Source organism: Paradesulfitobacterium ferrireducens (genome assembly GCF_017310645.1).
GTDB classification, from domain to species: domain Bacteria; phylum Bacillota; class Desulfitobacteriia; order Desulfitobacteriales; family Desulfitobacteriaceae; genus Paradesulfitobacterium; species Paradesulfitobacterium ferrireducens.
In genome coordinates this window covers 1-17,449 of record NZ_JAFLRH010000046.1, presented here as the reverse complement: position 1 = coordinate 17,449, position 17,449 = coordinate 1, and the positions used below count along the sequence as shown (strand labels likewise).

Sequence of the window (17,449 nt, the reverse complement as noted above, 5' to 3'; positions counted from 1 at the left end):
TTATTCAGGAATTCCATGAATCCCGCAATATCTTATTTAGTTTTCAAAGAGCCAAAAACCTAAATGTACCAAGGGCTCACGCCCTGTTTTTAATCTAAAATCATTATAGTACGAGGAGGATATATTTATGGATTTCATTACTACAAAAGAAGCCGCTGAACGCTGGGGCATCTCTCAGCGAAGAGTTGCTGTTCTCTGTGAACAAGGAAGAATAATTGGCGTCAAGAGAACTGGAAAGACATGGTTATTGCCTCAAGACGCTATTAAACCCGAGGATGGCAGAACTGAAACTGAAAAACAACAACGAAGGATTAACATTGATTTCGGCAAATATTACGAAGCAAAAAAGAAGATGCATTCATACACTCCAGCACTTCAGCAGTGCATAGAAGAAGCATGTCGTTATTGCGTTGAGAACCTTGAAGCCTATAGTGAAAAAACAGGTCAGCCATTAATGCTTTTGGGTTATATTCAAAGCGGCAAAACCAGAGCATTTACTGGGTTGATGGCATTGGCGTTTGATAATAAATTTGATATGGTAATTATTCTCACAAAAAATAGTACAGCTTTGGTCAAGCAGACATACAAGCGTATGCGTCAAGAATTTCGTAAAGAAATTTCAGATAACGAAGTTGAAGTATTTGACATTATGAACGTGCTAGACGGCCTTACTGATTACGAGCTCGAGAAAAAGCTAGTAGTTATATCGAAGAAAGAACATAGAAATCTTGATAAAATCAGTAATTTTATTACATATTATACTCTTGATCAGAGGAAAAATTGTTTAATCATTGATGATGAAGCAGATACAACCGGCATTGGATTTACTAAAGTTAAAGACACGGAAGATGAGTTTTATTTGAGGAAAGTTGCATCGAAGGTAAATGCTCTGCGCGGAACCCTAAGAGGATGTGTTTTTGTACAGGTGACAGCGACACCTTATGCTTTATATTTGCAACCCGAAATAGAAAGCGATATAACTAAGCCAATAAAGCCAAAACGAACTGTGTTAGTCCCGCCAGGAGAAAACTATATTGGCGGCGATTATTATTTCTTATATTCGAAAGATGATAGTCACCCAGCCCGATTAATCTTTGAACCTGTTTCAGAGGAAGAGAACGAGCTCGTCTCAGATCAAAAACGTAAAAACAAGAAATCAAAAATCAATGATAGGCGTACCTTCAAAATTGAAAACATCCTTACTGATCAAACACATCTTTCTGTATTTAAGAAAGGTCTGATGAATTTTGTGGTCGGAGGATGCGTTTTGAGAATGACCAATAAAAACACTCATTATTCGTATGTAATTCATACTGCGACACAAAAATCCTCACATTTTAGTCTCGAAGCTGTAACTCGTGAATTTTTCAAACAGATAAAGTCTCGTGATTCAGCGACTCAAAGCATAATTGACTCCCTGCTCAGAGAGTCTTACGAAGATATAGAAAAATCATATACTGAATATGGCTATCATATGCCTGAATTTGATGTGTTGGAAGAAGCATTTTATCAATCAATTCAAAAGGATTTCATCAGTATCACAGTAGTTAACAGTGACAAGGAAATGGATGCCATCCTTGATGAGGATACCGGCGAACTAAGGTTACGTTCACCTTTATCGATTTTCGTGGGCGGACAAGTACTTGATCGTGGAGTTACCATCCCTCGCATGATTGGTTTCTATTACGGAAGAAATCCCATTACCATGCAGCAAGATACTGTCATGCAACACTCGCGTATGTTTGGATACAGAGATAAGAATTTACTCTCAGTAACACGGTTCTATACAACCCGGCGCATTTATGAAAATATGACTCTTATCACCGAAATGGACAAGTCTCTAAGAGAGAATATCGAAAATAAAACCTTTGAGGATGGCATCTACTTCTTACAGAAACATTCAGGGGTAAGACGCGATGAACGCGGTCAAGAGGTTAGAGATGCTGTTGTTCCTTGTGCTCCCAGTAAAATAGCACTTTCAGATGTTGTACTTTTAAAGCCTTATGCTCGTATCTTACCAATTGGTTTTACGCCAATCCCAAAGAGTTATGCTAATAAAATCAGTAATGACATAGGCAAGCGATTGGCTGCTTTGGAGTTAAGAAAAGAACAGGGGTCTGAGGTTACTCGAGTTAATGTAGATGATCTTACGCAGATTATTAATCTGACTTACTCAATTCTTGAGAGCGATGAAGAATCATCAAGATTTGTTCCAGTGGATTATTTTCTATCTACTCTTAATTATTTGTCAAGGAAAAAAAGAGAAGTATTGTTATATACTCGCCGTGGCCGCCATATTTCCAAGTACAAAACAAATGGTATTGCGTATCAGGATGCACCTGATACAGGTTACGAACTAAAAATGCTTCGTGTGCTAGCAGTAGATACCCCGGTGCTTATGCTCATTCATCAGGATGGAACAGCTGACGGATGGAATGGCAGCGAATTTTGGTGGCCTGTTATCATCGCACAAGCCAGCGAGAAAACCACTATCTTTGCTCTGCCCGATGCTGATGGAAGAGTCAGAGATGAATGGGAGGTATAATCATGGACAAACTTATTACTTTTTTGAAGAAAGAGTTCCCAAATGATGCTTTGGAAATACAGGAATGTATCGAGTTGCTAAATCAGTGCATTGGGGGAAGCAGAGAAAGCATTAAATCTGCGTTTAACCAAGCAATTGATAAGAAGAATTATGATAAAATACCTTTGCTAACGGATTTTTTAGCTACGATAGATAGTATACAGTATCAATTGGACGAATATTCAGATATGTTGCAAATTGATGAAGAGGTTGAAGAGAGCATTGTCGAAAAGGAGATATCTGAATCAAAAGAGAAACTGATACCGGATTATAACTCGTTAAGAGTCGATCAGAATATCCCACATACTCTTTACGATGTGTATACACATAAGCGCCCCGCTGGATTTGAACTTTTTGGGCAAAGGTATGACGCTAAGGAATGGAAAGATGTTTTTGTCCAGACATGTGAAGTTCTGGCATCTAAAGACTTAAGTCTATTCCGAAGCTTTGTTGAGGACAAAACTATGCAGGGCAGAAAAGTTCCCTATTTTTGCATAGACACAAAAGTAATACGAGCGCCAAGAAAAATTAAGGGGACAGATGTGCATGTTATGACAAATATGAGCGCTAACCAAATTAGAAATGTTATTGAAAGAATGCTGAGAAAATACAACATTAGAATTAGTGACTACAAGATTTACCTTAAGGCTGATTATACCTCGCTTCATGAATAAACAGGAGTACCAATTACATAAGGAACAGGAGGATACCAATGGCAAAGAAGCCAATCAAGGAAACAATCCACGCCAAAGGCGTGGACATTGCAATCTATACTGAAGATTTTCAAAACGAATTTATTTCACTTACAGATATCGCACGCTATAAAAGTGATGAACCCAAAGATGTTATTAAAAATTGGATGAGAAGTAAGGACACAATTGAATTTTTGGGTCTCTGGGAACAATTACATAATGATAAATTTAAAGGGGTCGAATTCGACTCCTTTAGAAATCAAGCTGGTTCAAACGCTTTTACATTGTCACCTCAAAAATGGATTGATAGTACAAATGCAATCGGTATTGTCTCCAAATCAGGCAGAAATGGTGGTACCTTTGCTCATTCTGATATTGCTTTTGAATTTGCTTCTTGGATTTCGGCGGAGTTTAAGCTCTATATAATCAAAGACTATAAAAGGCTGAAAAACGATGAAAGTAGTCGGCTTTCCCTAGGTTGGAATCTCAATCGTGAGATTTCAAAACTAAATTACAGAATTCACACTGATGCAATCAAAGAAAATTTAATTCCGCCAGAATTGACACCGTATCAAATCTCCATGACCTATGCCAGCGAGGCCGATGTGCTTAATGTAGCACTGTTTGGCATAACTGCGAAGCAGTGGCGCGAAAAAAATCCTGATAAAAATGGAAATATCAGAGATTATGCTACCTTGAATCAATTACTGGTGTTGGCTAATATGGAAAGCTATAATGCGATTTTAATTGAGCAGGATAAATCACAATCGGAGAGGCTGCAGCTTCTGAATAAATTAGCCATCCGTCAACTTGAGGCGATACAGAAAAAATAAATGTGGATACCATTAAAAGACTTGAAGATTAATAAAACTGGAGTGAATAAAATGTGACGGGCTTAGCAGACTTCTTAAGCACACTATTGTAAAAAGAGGAGTTATTTCCAAAATATGCATACAGAACTGCAATTGGCAGCGGAAATACTGAAGTATAGCTTTTTGGGGGGCTTGATTAATATGGCTGGCAATAATACAGTTGAATCAATAAATGATTACATAAATCAAGTTAACAATTTTACATTACCTGGAGGGAGCTTAGTCTCAAAATCAATTAAATTGTTCAGAGGGCTTTCTGATTTTGAATATGATAACGTTCCAAACATTGAACGTATTATAAATAAAAACGTGCATAATACACCACTTCGTTTTGAAGAAAAAATGATTGACAAGGCGCGGTTAAAAATGCCTGAGCTTTTTGTCAGTGATATTTTCCCGATTCAAACAATTACTAAGCTCCAACATTACGGTTTACCTACACGTCTTCTGGATTTTACAACAAATGCGTTAGTGGCTTTATATTTTGCGTGTCAGAATAAATCTGAAAATGAAAAGCAAAAAAATGGAAAAGTATTAATCTTTTATGAAAGCGAAGATTATATATATAATTGTTATTCGCCTTTCGTAAATGCTATTGCCGATATGAATTATGTGAGTGAATTTACTGTATACAGTTTTTATGACTATAAAAAATACTTAGAAACAAAGAATTATTGGAAATTCAGTAATTATGATTCAGTGGATATAAAACAAATTCAAGATAGACTTTCTGCTCCAATCTTTTTCGAAGCAGAATTACAATCTGAACGTATTAAAAGACAACAGGGTCTCTTTTTGATATTTCCTAATATCATAGAAGAATTATCTGGAAAGCCCTTTTTCAAAGAAAATTTAGTAAAGTGGGTTCCGAAGAATTGCCTGGAGTTAATAATTCCCAGTAATATAAAGAGTAAACTCCTTCGAGAGCTTGTTGAACTCGGTATTACGAAAAGTTACCTATTCCCTGAACCTGAAAATATATGTACAGAAATTTTTGATGACATTAAAGACAGATTTAATTTTTAGGTTAATATTGTATCAAATAGTTGGCTGCATTGCGCAATATATTATAATAGCCGTTATTTTGCCGCCAAGGAATTACCAGGTCCTAACGACATCATTTTTGTCTACTCAAGGCACGTTGAGACAGTCGTGTTGATAGAGCGGAAGTAGCTTGGTATCAGCGGTTTTCAGGGTTTTGGGATAATTTGCTAGTGTGTTTTATGTTTCCTTGGACGTATGATTCAAGGGAACTTTTTGTTTAGGGGGTCGCACTTTTACACGGAAATAAACAAATACTCGAAAAGAAGGAGGGTTTTGTGTATTTGTGTGCGAAAATGGGGGAAAACGACCCCCCTCGCATACACCAAGAAGTACACCGCTCTGTTTGAAATCATCTCGTCCTTTACATTTATCCAACTCAGTTCGAGGTATCTTGTATGCTAATCGGTCCAGTTTGCCAGAGTGCATTTAATACGGCCACTCGCCGTGGAACGATAGGCTCATCTTGATGTCTGGACTGTAATTTTTATTTCTCCGTTCGCGGGAATAGGTCGATAGTGATTTTTATGGAATTGTCCGTTCTCGGGAATATGTCCATATAATATGCTTGTTCAAGGGAATAATTCATACAATATCTTGAGTGGTCATTTTGGATGTTTTTCGTATGTAAAATGGAACGAGCCCGTCAGATTGATGTCTTGAGAGCATTTTTATTTTTTCCGTGCGAGGGAACATGTCAATAGAGGTTATTATGGGCATTTTCAGTGCGTGGAAACATATCCACAGTATTTTATAGCTTTTTTCTGTTCTCGGAAACCAGGCAATTATATTAATTCAATCTAAGTATTTACCCTTTGTAATAATGCTCGTTATTTCACATTATGGAGCTTCTGGCAGTCCAAAGAAGAAAAACTAGTTATCCATAGGTCATTATTGATTGCCTCTCTTCAACAATTGCACATCTTTATTGCTGTTTTTCGGTTTTATGCTACTCAACACTTTTTGCTCGACCTCAGGTGTCCAGTAGATTTTCAGCTTATTTCTCGCACGGGTAATAGCCGTATAAAAGATGTTGTGCGTTATCAACTCGTCGATTTCGTCTGTTATGACGATTTTAACGGAATTGTATTCCAGGCCCTGCGCTTTATGAATCGAAACAGCGTAGGCAACTTGAAACGGAACAACCGCCTTTGAAGATTCGTCATCATCTTCATCGGTGCTTTTTAGTTTGTTGACACAAAAACGTATTATAGAGTTTCCGCTCTCAGCACTATCCAACAACTCAAAATCCTGATCGAAGGCATCTACACCATTGATTACCTTGTCGAGTTCTATATCAAACTGTATGCGCTCGGTGGGCTTTTCACTATCAAGAATTTCTATCCCTACAATTCGTCCTTTCATATTATTGTAAATTATTGGTGCAAAGCGGTCGGATTCATTGAACAAAATCGGGTCGTTAACCTTATACTGCTGAATTCCCCACGGCACGGCAAAGCTCGGATTGCTCTCTTGCAAGAAACGGTTAATGTTGTTAATTCCGTATAGTCCATCATAGTTAAGGCAAAGAATGATTTCGTCAGCTTCTGCAGGCGCGAAAATGGAAACGTCCAAAGTAGCGGAATATCCTTGCCGTGTAATGAGTTCGAGAATGGTATCATCCATCTTGCGCACCCTGTCCCATAGTGTAAGCAAGCCCGCATTGTTGCTCCGATAAGGCTTCGTTAACTCAAACACCGAAGCTTCAGGAACAAACGCACGAGCCACGCCGAACCAGTTGCCAAATCGGATAGATGCTATCTGATATGAGTCGCCAACCAATACCAACAGCTTGTATGTAGCTTTGGTAAGAATATCTCTCATATCACGATTGTTCACCGTACTGCATTCGTCTATTATCAGCAAGTCATAGTCAGTAATGATGCTCTGCCTTTTCAGAAACTTTGTAATCGTTGAAAACGTGCAGTTTGAGGCTGTCACGCGTCGTTTCAAATTATCGACAGCGGGGTTGGTCTGTGCTAAAAACAGTTTTTCCTTATCCGCAAATAAGTGTGCTATGTGATTTATGAACGTAGACTTTCCCGTGCCGGCCGAGCCGTACACTAAAGCCACCCGTGAGTTTTCAAACATTCGGATTAAAGCCTCTTTTTTTTCGTCGCAGTCAACACCGTGGTTAGGTCCGCTCAACCACGCCCTTACAGAGTTTGAATAGTTTTGAACTCCGCTTTTTGACAAGTCCTCAAGTTTGGCAATAATAAAAAGGGTATCGTTTTTATAGCCATTAATGAAGATGTGCCCATTTTCAATCACTAATTTGCTGTTTTCACGATGTCCGTGCCATAGAGCAGCATTATATGTTCTTACGAGTGCCGCTATATCATCAAATCCAACAATATCCTTTACGGGCGTAAAAAGCTGTCCTTTAATTTCGGTGTTGTTCCTAACTAGTCGTGCAAGTATTTCGTGTTGCCGTTCGGTGGCATCGATACAAGCGAACAAATCGCCCAGTCTGGGGTTATGTCCTATCGGCGAGAAATTAAAAGGTATACTGTCGAACGGGATACAACCGTTTTTTACATAAAGCCCGGACAGATTATCGTTTGCAAGGCTTTGCTGCTGGTTCTTAATTACTTTGTTATTCATATGGTAGAGCAAATACCTTAGGAGATTACTGCCCGAACTATTGGCTTTTATTATCGCACGGCAACGTTCTAAATCATTGAGGAACACAATTGCCTTAGCTCGTTGTGTAGCTTGCTGCTTAACTTTTTGAAATTCCGCATCGGGGAAATCAACGAGTTCTGTCAGATTAAATCCGGTTGACGTTAAAAATTGCGAGATGCCTTGTTGTTCGGCGTATCCGGTCGTAACGGGCGTTCCTCTAATCAGACATGTGAAATTCTTAAACTCGCAATCTCGAATTGCGACTTCCCAACCTACGATAACGATGATAGGCATAGTCTTACCGAGGATTTCAATGCTGTCGGGGACTAAGGCAAACTTCACAGCATAGTTATCAGTTATTTCCAAACTTGTAAAGGCGATAACCCGATTAAACTTGCTTGCATAATCATTGGCTGGTGTGAAAGTCACCTCATAGTAAATCCGTTGTCCGATAAAGAACGGCTTAATCTTTTGAATATAGAATTTTTCGGATTTTCCAACCCCCTGTGTATTGTGCCGTTTTATCTTAGCGGCAATTTTTTCGTAATATTCCTGCAAGGTTGAATCCGTGTTCAGTGGGAACTTGTCGAGGTTGCCAAGAACATCAAGAGAAAACCTCTCATGCAGGAGGTTTTTAACTTTCAGAAGGTATTCATAGTATTTCAGCATCAAACGCTCGGAGTTTTCCTCGTCAAGCGTGTAGTGTGAAGCTACAATTTGTAAATAATCGTGAAACCGTCGCAGCACTTTCAAATTACCGCGAGACTTTACAAAATCAATAGCTTTGCAAATATTTTCATAACTATTATCAATGTCTTGACCGTTTGCGTAGAACTTCAGCATTATATGCTCAACAAAGTTACGCAGTTGAGACAGGATGTCCTGCGAAACTACACCTCTTGGTGAAGTGCCAAGGCTGTCTATATGACGGCAAATAACCTTGTCTATAGTTAAAATCTGTGCATCTATTCGTAAAAGTGTTACAGTAGACAATTGCTACCACCTCTTACTATTCCATATAGTCGAGCGTCTGCCCGTTCAGCGTTGCCTTGACTTCTCTCCACATCGGCATATACCTGTCCATCAGTGAAACGAACCGCTCGTTGTGCTTCTTTTCTACAAGGTGAACCAGTTCGTGGAGGATAACGTATTCAAGGCACTCTGGCGATTTCTTGGCAAGTTGCAAGTTGAACCATAATTTCCCTGTTTTCGTATTACAAGTTCCCCAACGAGTGGTCATATACTTAGTTTGCCAGCTTGCGGCTTTTAAGCCCGTTATTTTCTCCCACTTGGGAAGCACCCGGGCTATCTCTGCCTTCAGCAGTTCCCGATACCATTCGCGGACGAATTTTTCTCGCTGTTCAGCGGTGCTTTCCTTGCGGACAGTTAGCACAGCCTTATCCCCTGCCAACACGAGCGAATTCTTATTGCCGTATTCGGTTTGGACGTAGTATTGCTTACCCCAAACGTACAGCGTTTCCCCGGAAACATATTCCCGTTCCGATTGGCGTAACTGATTATCGAACTTGTTAATCTGCTTCTTAATCCAACTGACCTTTGTCCGCACAAACCGTTCTATCGCCTCGTCGCTCATTGAGAGAGGTGCGGATACCATCACATTGCCGTCCGGAGGCTTTACATAAAGGTGCATGTTCTTTATATTCTTTTTGCATACCTCAATTGGAATGCCTGAAATATTTAGTATCATCTAGTATTCTCCTTGTTCTACAACGATATTGTAGACCCGCTCGACCTCGTCTTTATCGTTCAGCACCTTAAATAAGGCTTGCTTAATTCTTCGCTCCTTAAATTCGTTGTGCCGGAAGTCTACCTGTTTGCTTTCACGAACAGCCTTATCAAGGGCGATTGTTAACGCCTCATCGTTGCCACAGTTGTCATAAAACGCACGCAGCGCTCCGCTGTGCCGTATGCTTTCGGGATAGTGAGGATTATTTTCAGGGCTCTCGGCGTTTTTGACCAGTTCAATATACTTCTCCAATAGCTTCTCGTAGGCAATCGCGCCCTCATGCCGTGCCTTGATTAGCTCGTCAAGGATAGCCGACAATTTCTCATAATACTTCGGGTTGATGAGAATCTTTTCAACGACCTTTTTGCGAATATTGTTCTCAATCACCTCGGCTGCGGCTTCCTTGCCCTTGCCACCAAGTTTCTCACCCTGCACCAAAACAAAGTCAAGCAGGGTGAAGTCATCGAATTCGCCAATTTTGCGGCTGTCATCTGCTTTGATATAGGTATCGATAAGGCGACGCATATCCGTTTCATATGATTTCAGGTCGATAAAGTCGCCGCTGGCGTTGCCGATGGTTTCTTTCAGGGCGATATAGAATGTGACTTTCTTGTCAATATCTGCTTGCTCAGAAGCGGTATATCCGGCATTTGCCATATCACCCTTTATCTCAGCATAGGCGCGGACAAGGCGGTTCACAAGTTTGTACAGCTTCTCACGGCTCCGGGAGCAAGATTCGTCATCTATGCCGCCCACACCGTTCTCGCCGCAGAAGTAATGGATATAGTCAATCTCGGATCGCGGAGCGGGCACTCCTCCGCAGAGGTCATCGAGTTCCTCAAGCGTTGCGTCAAGATACTTCTTCGCTTCATCGAGGCGGTCTTTAATTAAACCCTCAATATCCTCAGCGGCGTATCCCTCAAACGCCCCTGACGTATATTTGTTAAGAGCATCGGCCAAGTCGCCGAACAACTGCTTGTAGTCCACAATGTAGCCGAAATCCTTTTCTTCGCCATCAAGACGGTTGACGCGGCAAATTGCCTGGAACAGCCCATGATCGTGCATAGATTTGTCAATGTAGAGATATGTGCAGGGCGGTGCGTCAAATCCCGTCAGCAATTTGTCAACTACAATGAGCAGCTTCATCTGTGCCGGTTCCTCGATGAACTTTCGCTTTGCCTCAGCTTCAAAGTCCTCGGCATTCTGACCGTTCAGCATCCTCTTGTATACTTCATATTTCTCGAACTCCTCAGCATCCTCGACTTCGGTGCGAAGATTGCTTTCAAGCGGCACAAACGACGTAACAATCGCGCACTGTTTAAATCCGCGTGACTGGAAAATCTCGTAATACTTGCACGCGGAGTAAATCGAATCCGCCACGAGCATCGCGTTGCCGTTGCCGTCGGCGAGCCGGTTCTTGATGTCAAAATCGGCAATAATGTCCTCAGCGATAACCTCAAGTCGCTTGCGGGAACTGTAAACCTTTTGCATATTGCCCCACTTGGACTTAAGTTTTGCTTTTGCCGCGTCATTAAGCCCCCGGGTCTTGGCGTCAAAGTAGGCGTCAATCTTGTCCTGGGCGGTGATTATTTGCTCAATATCGCGGGCTTCGTAGCGCAAATCAAGAACAACGCCGTCCGCGACGGCTTCGTCATATTTGTAGGTGTGGATATACCCCGGCGAAAAAACTTCTATACTTGTTTTCTTGTCTTTTACAAGTAATGGCGTACCCGTGAAACCGATAAATATTGCGTTTGGCAGTATCTCTTTCATTGCTTCGTGGAGTAGCCCGCTCTGCGTTCTATGGCATTCGTCTACGAAAACTACAAAATCACCCTTTGCCTTAAAGTCTTGTGGCAGGGCAGCTCTTAGTTCTCTAATAAATTGCTCTACAGATTTTCTTGCTTGGCTTTCACTATTTTCTGAGTTATTACGCAAACCAAACTTATGAATCAGTGTGCAAATCAGTCGTTTATCGGTCCTATCCAATTTCTCCACAAGATCAGCACAAGAACTCGTACGGTAAACCTGCTCATCGACGCCCTTGTAGACTTTCTCCATTTGCTCGTCCAACTCTTCACGGTCGGTTACTATTAGCACACGGGCATTGGGGTTGTTCGCCAATATCCACTTGGACAACCACACCATCGTTAGCGTCTTGCCGCTGCCTTGGGTGTGCCAGATAATGCCACCCTGTTTCTTGCCTAGTTTCAACTGTGCCTTTTTGATGCCGAAGAACTGGTTATGACGGCACACTTTTTTAATGCCCTTGTCGAACACGACGAAGTTATGGATAAGGTCAAGGAAGCGCCGCTTGTGGAACATGCTAAACAGTTGCCAGTCAAGTTTTTCGGGAAGCTGTTTGCACTTTTCGTTAATATCAATCGAAACGTTGTCAAGCGACTGCACCTCTGTGTTGACGGTATCATTTTTCCATTCAAGATAATACTTCTCCGGTGTTTCAATGGTGCCGTAGCGCAACCCCTCGCCGTTGTTGCCGGCCATAACAAACTGAATAGTGGTGAAAAATGGCTTGTTAAAATGCTCGTTCTGGTTGGAGATGTTCTGCCGTATACCCTGCGACACCGACACGGTGGACTTTTTCAGTTCAATCACCGCGACAGCTATACCGTTGATATACACAACAAGGTCGGGGCGGCGTTCGCTGCCCGACTTTATCGTCACTTCCTCGGCGATGGCAAACTCGTTGTTGTGGGAGTGTTCCCAGTCGATGAAGTACACGGTCTTTTCCGGCTCACCGGGGTTCTCCTTGACTTTCGCGCCGTATTTGAGGAGCGAATACACGTCCTGATTCGCCTTGTACGGCCCCTGCTGCAGGTTGCCCGCAGCGCGGACAAGAGCGTCAACCGCCTTTGAGGCCAAGCTCGCGCTGTAACCGCCGCCTTTGGGCGAAACGAGCCACGCCATCAGTTTGTCGGTCATTATATTGGTGTTTGTTTGATGGCGCAGATCACCGTAATAATCATAGCCAAGAGCCGCCTTGTCGCGGAACAAGGCGAGTACGCGGTCTTGTGTTTTGCGCTCGGCTTCGTTAATCCTCGGCATCGATTAGTTCCCTCCTTGCAGCAGCGTTTGCAGTTCACGAATAGCGCGGGCGATGTTGGCATCACTGAATATCTGCCGTTTCAGCTTTGCTTTCCATTCCGCATTGGTGGCAATCAGGTGCTTAATGGCAGCTACCGATACGGGTGTTCCCGCTTCCTCCAAGTCGCAGATTGCCATATCCACGGTGGCGAGCAGTTCCAACTCGTCAACCTTCTTAAATTTCAGTTTGTCGGCGACCCATTTGATGTCGTCCTGTTTGCCCCAGCTTTCGATATAGCCTAGGGCTTGGCTGATGTTCTTGCCCCGCGCAAAAGTCGTGCCTTTATCCTTGGTGGTCGTTGTGACAATATAGTTTGCGCTTCGGGCAATCGGCTCGCCGCCCTTGTAACGCACTTCGTCGGCATAGGGACCTGCCGCTTTCTTTTTGAACGCCTCCGTGCTTTCATCCTGATGACGGCGTAGGAGATAAAGGCACTTCTGTACCTTCTTCCTGCCAAGTGGGAACTTGTCGGAGTAGAGGGCGTTCACGATGCCCGCTATCATCACGGCGTCGTCGAACTGCTGGTTGTGTCCCTTGGCTTCCTGCTTCGGCAGTTCTACAACCTTCGGGGCAGCGACGGGTTCGGCGGGTGCTTCCTGCTCTACGAGCCGAATTCTACCCGTCAGCAGTTCGCTCATCATTCCTTGCTTGATATATTTCGCCTTGTTCAGCTTCGCCGTCAGAGCATCAATCTCCGCGTCCATATCGGAGAGGACGATGGCGATTTCCTCTTGTTCTCCTTTTGTTGGAGGTAGGTTCACCATAAACTCGTGAAACACGGGCAAACGAAGCGAATCCACCGTTGCCTTTGAAGTGTTTTCAAGAGCGTGTTTTCCGAACGACATTTTCATTTGATAATATACATACTTACCGCAGTAGTCAGGTGCAAAGTCGCTGACCTTATAAACTCTTTGGTGAAAGTCAAACTTGCCGACAATGTAGTGGAATATCTCACCAATATTACCCTCACCCGGCACTATGATAGCTTCGCCGTCATACGAATAGCTGTCGATGGTTTCAACCTGCTGCGAACGGACAAAGAACGGGTAATTTCCATTGGATGTTTTATCCTCGTTGTTCTTTTTGCCTGTGCGAATGTCAAGAGCGACTTCTCGTAGCGGCTTCTCCACCCACTCCCCCTCAAACCCCGGCAAGCGGCGCTTGCCCGTTAGCAGTTCCTGCATAGCACCTTGCTTGATGGCGCGTTTCTTGGCAATCAGCTTTTCGAGCGCGGCGATGTACGCGTCCACGTCAGACAGCGCGTTGGCAATGGCGGTTTGCTCGGAGTATTGTGGCAAAGGCAGAAAAAAATTCTTTAGTGAGCCAATCCCCACATTTTTCTGCGTCCCCGTATTAACTGCAAAGTTAATTTGCTTTTGCATAGAGGCACTTTGGAATATGTAATACAAGTATACTGCGTTACATGATGCCGATGGTTTGATTATGACGCATGAGTATGAAATTATAAACGGTCTTTCCGTTTCGACATATCTTACCGCTCCAATAGAAGCATATCTTGCAAAAATAATATCTCCTTTCTCTGGCCTGATTTTTCTGGATAACAGGTAAAAATCCTCCGTCGAAATCTTCTTTGCTTTTGCAAAGTTCATTCCATTTACCCCAAAGAAATCTCCTGTCATGATATAGGGAATTCCGTAATCTACAGATTGGGGCATTCGATGGTCAACATCGCCTATTCTCTCTGATGCTGACTCGATAGTATTGATCTCCCAATCCTCTGGAACAATGCCAACCACAGTTTTCTTATATCCAGCCATCACCATACAAACCCCATCCTTTCCAGATGAGATTTCACCATGCTCTCGAGTTCGGCGACTTCGGTTTCAAGCTCAGGCATCGTCCGTTCATAACGTTCGGCAAGTTCCGTCACCCGCTCGGCAATACGGTGGCTTACCGCTGTGTACAGTGCGTAAACGCCGCCGAAAAGTGAGCGATACCACTTGCGGTTAAGCAGCAGTTCCATAATCTGCTCGTCGGTCAACTTGGCATACTGCTCGCGGGCTTTCTTATCGAGGTCGGATTTTAGGTCTTTCAGAACCGCGCTCTGCTCATCTATCAGCGTTTGTTTTTCTTGCAACGAAATCAAAGCCGCGTAATCATCGGCATGGAGTTCAGGCACATCGGCGGTCGCTCGAATTTCCGCAATACGCTCCTTAATGCTCGCGGCGGTGATTGTTCCGCTATCTGTCACGGCGTTCTTGCACAGCGGATTGGCGCGGACAAACGCCTCGACTTCCCTCTTCTTTGGCAGAGTGGAATTCAGCAGCGCAAGCAATGCCGTAATTTCGTCGGTCATAATGCTTGAGCGTATCTCTTCAATTTGTGCCTTTAGCGCAGTCTTGTTCAACTTGCCTTTATCTGTCAAAACATCATTGATTGCCGAGCCATCTTCTGCGTTATCGATAATTTCATCCAGTTCAGCTTGCGCTGCTGCGATGATTGTTTCGGCATCGTCAATGGCTTTCTGCTCTGCCGTAAAGAACATTTCTATTACAAGGGATTTCGGCACAAGTTTGCCGTCCCAACCTGTTTCAGTGGTTTTCGTTTCTTCCGTACCATCCTTCTTTTTCTTGGTGGTCGTCTTGGTGAACACCTCAATATCACGAACTGCTTTATAGCCATCTTGAACAAGCAGGTATACATCGTCGGACATTACTTCGTTCCAGTAGGACAGCAGCACCTCATAAGCATCATACTTATCAACAAGTGTGACAGGCTCGTATTCCTCCAGAATTTGCTCGGCAATCTCCGCAATTAGCAGTTTTGGCTTAGTTGTGCCGTCTATGGCGCGGAGTTTACCGTCAACTTTGTTCTTCCAACTTTCAAAGGCGTTTTTTACCTTGTCGGCATACGCGGAAAAGTCTGCGTCGCCATAAATGGTATCACGAATAGCGTCTTTTTCCACGGCAAGCAAATAAAACCCGTTGCGGAAAGGCTTAAACAACGCAGCTTGCAAATTCGGAAACGTATCCCAGTAGAGCGACAGACTGTCGACGTCTGAACTCGGTATGCCGCCATTTAAGTGACCATCGATGCTTTGCAAATCCTCAGCCGCGCCGCTGTCTATATAACGCGGTATGTTGAGGTTGTAGATGTTCTTATTCTTTATCTCGTCATTCGGCACAAAGCGGGCGTATTTGGGGAATTCAAGACTGTGATCTTGCACCAACTGGTTAAACACAGTCGTAATCTTATAAACATCACGCTCGCGCAGGCGGTTTTTGTTGCCGTCCTTGATGAAGTCGCGGCTCGCGTCAATCATGACGATGCCATCCCGCTCGTCGGCGTTCTCTTTGTCGATGACGATAATGCAAGCAGGTATGCCTGTGCCGTAGAACAAATTCGCAGGCAAGCCTATAATGCCTTTGATTAAACCCTTGTCAATCAGCGATTGCCGTATTGTTGCCTCCGCATTGCCACGAAACAATACGCCGTGGGGAAGTATCACCGCCGCCTTGCCGTTGCGCTTCAGCGACTTGATAATGTGGAGCAGCCAAGCGAAATCGCCGTTCTTCTGTGGCGGGCGGTCGCCGTAACCATCAAAACGTCCGTACTCTTTCAAGCCATGCGTCCAGTTCTTATCAGAGAACGGAGGATTAACCACTGCAAAATCAAACTGACGCAACTTTCCATCGTCGTTAGGATCCTTAAACTGCGGATCAGAGAACGTGCTGTAACCGCCTTTAATTTCTGCGGTCGCTCGGTTATGCAGGACAAGGTTCATGCGGGCAAGACCGGCGGTGGTGATTTCTTTCTCTTGGCCGTAGATGGCTACATCGACTGGAGCGGCTTCGGCAGCGCGTATTAGCAAGGAGCCGGAACCACAAGCCGGATCGTACAATGTGGTTTCGCCAGATTTGGCATGTTCAATTCCGACAACTTTGGCGAGTACTCGGGATACCTCGGCGGGAGTATAGAATTGCCCCTTACTCTTGCCGCTCTCGGTGGCGAAGTTCCGCATAAGGTATTCATAAGCGTCGCCGATGATGTCGTCGCCGTCGGCGCGGTTGCGGCTGAAGTCAGGCATTTGGTCACGGAATATACAAAGCAACTCACTCAATTTGTCGACCATTTCCTTACCCTTGCCGAGTTTGTCCTCGTCGTTGAAGTGAGCGTTGTCAATAACTCCTCGGAGGTTGTTTGCTTCGGCGAGTTTGGCGATAATTTTGTCCATCTCCTCGCCGATGTTCTTGTTACCAATCAGCGCGAGCATATCGTCAAAACTACCGCCTTCGGGAACGTCGATGTCGCCATAAGCAACACCCTTAAACTTGTCCGATACGTACTTAACAAACAGCAATGTAAGTATGTAGTCCTTATATTGTGAGGCATCCATACCGCCTCTTAATGCATCACAGCTCGCCCAAAGAGAACTGTATAATTCACTTTTCTTTACTGCCATAAAGTCTCCTCACTTCCTCTTGAGTACCTTCGTCTTCTCGTGTCAGTTCCATAATATCTTTCAGTTCACATTTGAGAGCCTTGCATATCTTAACCAGTATATCGGTGGTTATATTTTCTCCCCTGCCAAGTTTGGCAATAGAGGCAGTGCTAATTCCGGTAGCTCGTTTCAGGTCAGCTTTATTCATTTTCTTGTCAAGCATTAAGTGCCATAATTTGTTATAACTGATTTTCATTAAATCCTCCTCGTACTATAATGATTTTAGATTAAAAACAGGGCGTGAGCCCTTGGTACATTTAGGTTTTTGGCTCTTTGAAAACTAAATAAGATATTGCGGGATTCATGGAATTCCTGAATAA

General features: G+C 43.4%; 10 protein-coding genes. 4 read left to right on the top strand and 6 right to left on the bottom strand.

Annotated features, from left to right (window positions below; all coding sequences use genetic code 11):
• The first annotated feature begins 127 nt into the window (after nt 1-127).
• The 4 genes from J0X21_RS15525 (at nt 128) to J0X21_RS15510 (ending at nt 5,174) form a co-directional block, all read left to right on the top strand.
• A complete protein-coding gene (locus J0X21_RS15525) occupies nt 128-2,545 on the top strand; it encodes a Z1 domain-containing protein (RefSeq protein WP_206813130.1) in 2,418 nt (805 codons plus the stop codon).
• Between the two features lie 2 nt (nt 2,546-2,547).
• The gene (locus J0X21_RS15520) at nt 2,548-3,258 is read left to right on the top strand and encodes a hypothetical protein (RefSeq protein ID WP_206813129.1); all 711 of its coding nucleotides are present in this window, start codon (nt 2,548-2,550) and stop codon (nt 3,256-3,258) included.
• Nucleotides 3,259-3,296: 38 nt separating this feature from the next.
• Nucleotides 3,297-4,109: a KilA-N domain-containing protein gene (locus J0X21_RS15515; RefSeq protein ID WP_206813128.1), complete on the top strand. Its 813-nt coding sequence runs from the start codon at nt 3,297-3,299 to the stop codon at nt 4,107-4,109.
• A gap of 114 nt (nt 4,110-4,223) precedes the next feature.
• Nucleotides 4,224-5,174: an FRG domain-containing protein gene (locus tag J0X21_RS15510; protein WP_206813127.1), complete on the top strand. Its 951-nt coding sequence runs from the start codon at nt 4,224-4,226 to the stop codon at nt 5,172-5,174.
• A 906-nt stretch (nt 5,175-6,080) separates the two neighbouring features.
• Here J0X21_RS15510 and J0X21_RS15505 read toward each other — a convergent pair.
• Genes J0X21_RS15505 through J0X21_RS15480 form a run of 6 tightly spaced genes read right to left on the bottom strand, consistent with a single transcriptional unit; the run spans nt 6,081 to nt 17,325 of the window.
• The gene (locus J0X21_RS15505; RefSeq protein WP_206813126.1) at nt 6,081-8,807 is read right to left on the bottom strand and encodes an ATP-dependent DNA helicase; all 2,727 of its coding nucleotides are present in this window, start codon (nt 8,805-8,807) and stop codon (nt 6,081-6,083) included.
• A gap of 16 nt (nt 8,808-8,823) precedes the next feature.
• A complete protein-coding gene (locus tag J0X21_RS15500) occupies nt 8,824-9,522 on the bottom strand; it encodes a M48 family metallopeptidase (RefSeq protein WP_206813125.1) in 699 nt (232 codons plus the stop codon).
• The gene (locus J0X21_RS15495; RefSeq protein ID WP_206813124.1) at nt 9,523-12,627 is read right to left on the bottom strand and encodes a type I restriction endonuclease subunit R; all 3,105 of its coding nucleotides are present in this window, start codon (nt 12,625-12,627) and stop codon (nt 9,523-9,525) included.
• Between the two features lie 3 nt (nt 12,628-12,630).
• Entirely contained in the window at nt 12,631-14,451 is a 1,821-nt protein-coding gene (locus tag J0X21_RS15490; RefSeq protein ID WP_206813123.1) for a restriction endonuclease subunit S, read from the bottom strand.
• The gene (locus J0X21_RS15485; protein WP_206813122.1) at nt 14,445-17,090 is read right to left on the bottom strand and encodes an N-6 DNA methylase; all 2,646 of its coding nucleotides are present in this window, start codon (nt 17,088-17,090) and stop codon (nt 14,445-14,447) included. The genes J0X21_RS15490 and J0X21_RS15485 overlap by 7 nt, the downstream gene beginning before the upstream one ends.
• Nucleotides 17,071-17,325, bottom strand: coding sequence for a helix-turn-helix domain-containing protein (locus tag J0X21_RS15480; RefSeq protein ID WP_206813121.1), 255 nt, complete (start codon nt 17,323-17,325; stop codon nt 17,071-17,073). Before J0X21_RS15480 ends, J0X21_RS15485 begins: the two co-directional genes overlap by 20 nt.
• Nucleotides 17,326-17,449 lie beyond the last annotated feature (124 nt).